We start from the raw sequence: 2,684 nt of genomic DNA on the forward strand, positions 1-2,684 counted from the left end.
TTTGTTTATACTTTATATTTATAATTAAGTATATAAGATTTATTAATCAATTTATTATTTGACGGATTAAAAAATAAAATATACAATAATAAATTGGGATAGTATTATTAATAAATTGAAAGGGCATATTAATAGAGATATTATATATTAATATCTTATTATGTCGATTTATACAATTTAAATTAATATACATCAAATTTTAAAGGATAGATTATGAGGAGGTGACATTTGCGAAGTTTAAAAATTTAAATTATCGCTTAAAATATGGAAAAAATAATCAAGTCAGACAGAATAAAAGGTATACTTTGTATAATCGCTTCTGCATGTGGTTTTGCGATTATGTCGGCATTTATAAAATTAGCCGGGGATTTACCAAGTTTCCAAAAAACATTCTTTAGAAATTTAGTGGCAGCTGTAATAGCCCTATATTTAATTATAAAACACAAGGGTAGCTTAGTCGGTAAAAAAGAAAACAGAAAAATACTAATCTTAAGATCTACATTTGGTACTATAGGAATTATATGCAATTATTATGCAGTAGACAGATTAGTATTATCAGATGCAAATATGTTAAATAAATTAAGTCCATTCTTAGTTGTTATATTCTGTGCATTATTCTTAAAAGAAAAAATCAACTTAAAACAAATTACAATGGTAAGTGTGGCGTTTATTGGAGCATTATTTATAATAAAACCGAGTTTTAATGTAGAAGTACTACCTTACTTAGTAGGTGTTTTAGGTGCTATAGGAGCAGCTCTTGCATATACTTGTGTTAGAGCTTTAGGAAATAAAGAAGATTACTACACAATAGTATTTTTCTTCTCAGCATTTTCACTTATAGTTATTTTACCTATTTGTGTAGCTGTGTATAAACCTATGACAATTATACAAGTTGTATATCTACTTCTTGCTGGTATATTTGCAAGTATAGGTCAATTCGGTGTTACACTTGCGTATAAATTTGCACCAGCTAAAGAAATATCTATATACGACTACAGTGGTATAATATGTTCAGCAATTTTAGGAATAGCATTCTTTGGAGAACATCCTGATATGATGAGTATAATAGGATATTTAATAGTATTTGCCGCTGCATTTGATATGTTCTTATACAATAAAAAATTAGATAAAATCGAAAATAAAGATAAATCATTAAAACAAATTCAAGAGAAATAAACTTCCCTACAATCTACATAAATATACTATAATTAAACCATACGGAATAATTAGCACTTTAAGAAAAGGGGAATTTAGTATGGAAAAAGTAAAATTAGCTATTATAGGGACAGGTCTTAGAGGTGCATATACGTATGCACCTTTAATAGCAAAATACAAAGATAAGTGTGAAATAGTTGCTTTTGTCGAAAATAAAAAGGGAAGAAGAGATCTATTTTTAGAAAAATATCCAGTAGATAAAGATATGGTATTTGATAATTTAAATGACTTTATAGCTCATGATAAGTTAGCAGATGCTGTTATAATATCTCATTATGACCTTTTGCATTACGACACAGCACAAGTATTATTAGTCAAAGGATACGATGTTTTGGTTGAGACACCTGTAGCAAATAGTTTAGATGAGCTTGTTCATCTAAAAGAATACAGCTTAAAAAACAAAGACAGATTGTTTATGGTGGCCTACAACAATAGATACTCTAGTTTTTATACAAAATTAAAAGAAATAGTAGATGATAAAAAACTAGGCGATTTAATAAATATTTCATATAACGTTGATATAGGATATCAAAACTTTGTCCATAATTATGTTAGAGGTAACTGGAGAATAACAAGCGACACTGCAACAATAATGCTTACAAATAGCTGTCAAGATATAGACATGATGATAAATCTGAGTAAAGGTAAGTGCCAAAAGGTATCTTGTTTTTCTGATTTAAGAATATTTAATTGGGAAAACTTCAACACAAAAATGAGTGAAAATTGTTTTAGATGTGGAGAAGAAGAGTTATGTCCATTTTCAGCTAAAAAAATATATCTACAAGAAGACAAACTTATAAATAATTCAGTACATATAAATCCTACAAAAGACAATCTAGAAGCTATATTAAAGCAAGGACCTTATGGTAAATGTGTATTTTATTGTGATAATGATGTCTGTGATAATTTAACTAGTATATTTAAATTTGACAATAAAGTAACTTCAAACTTCAATATAAATGCATTTACAAAAGAAAGTGATAAAAAAATAAGACTTTTCTTTAAAGAAGGTGAAGTAGAGGCATCATTTAAACAAAAAGAAATAAAAATAAAAAGTTTTTTAAATACTGATGAAAAAATAATAAAACTAGACCAAGAAAATACTGATGAAAAGCTATTTTTAGATTTTATAGATAGAGTAAAAAATAAAAATTATAAATCTTGTATCTCAGATGTGGGAAGTGTTATAGAAAGTCATGTGGCTACATTTGCCGCAGAATTTGCAAATGTAAGTGAAACAGTAGTCGATGTAAAATCATTTTTCGATGATGCAGTAGAAATGACAAGACAAATAGAGAAAATGATGTTTTAATAAATAAAATTTATAAATTTTAGAATAAAAAAATAGGAGGTATGAGTAAAATAGTATATAAATACTTTATTTTCTCCTACCTCTTTTTATATTATAATAAAAATTAAATAAAATTATATATTGTGATTATCAAGGTGTCATCAAAAACATCAAAATA

The 2,684-nt window shown here is 26.4% G+C and carries 2 protein-coding genes; both read left to right on the forward strand.

All coding sequences use genetic code 11. The annotated features are described in order from the left end of the window. The first annotated feature begins 264 nt into the window (after positions 1-264). Positions 265-1,176, forward strand: coding sequence for a DMT family transporter (locus RDX53_RS13960; protein ID WP_307994356.1), 912 nt, complete (start codon positions 265-267; stop codon positions 1,174-1,176). A gap of 79 nt (positions 1,177-1,255) precedes the next feature. Next, on the forward strand, positions 1,256-2,527 hold the full coding sequence (locus tag RDX53_RS13965; protein WP_307994357.1) for a Gfo/Idh/MocA family oxidoreductase: 1,272 nt from the start codon (positions 1,256-1,258) through the stop codon (positions 2,525-2,527). The last annotated feature ends 157 nt before the right edge of the window (positions 2,528-2,684 follow it).

The organism is uncultured Intestinibacter sp. (assembly GCF_902468165.1).
Classification (GTDB): domain Bacteria; phylum Bacillota; class Clostridia; order Peptostreptococcales; family Peptostreptococcaceae; genus Intestinibacter.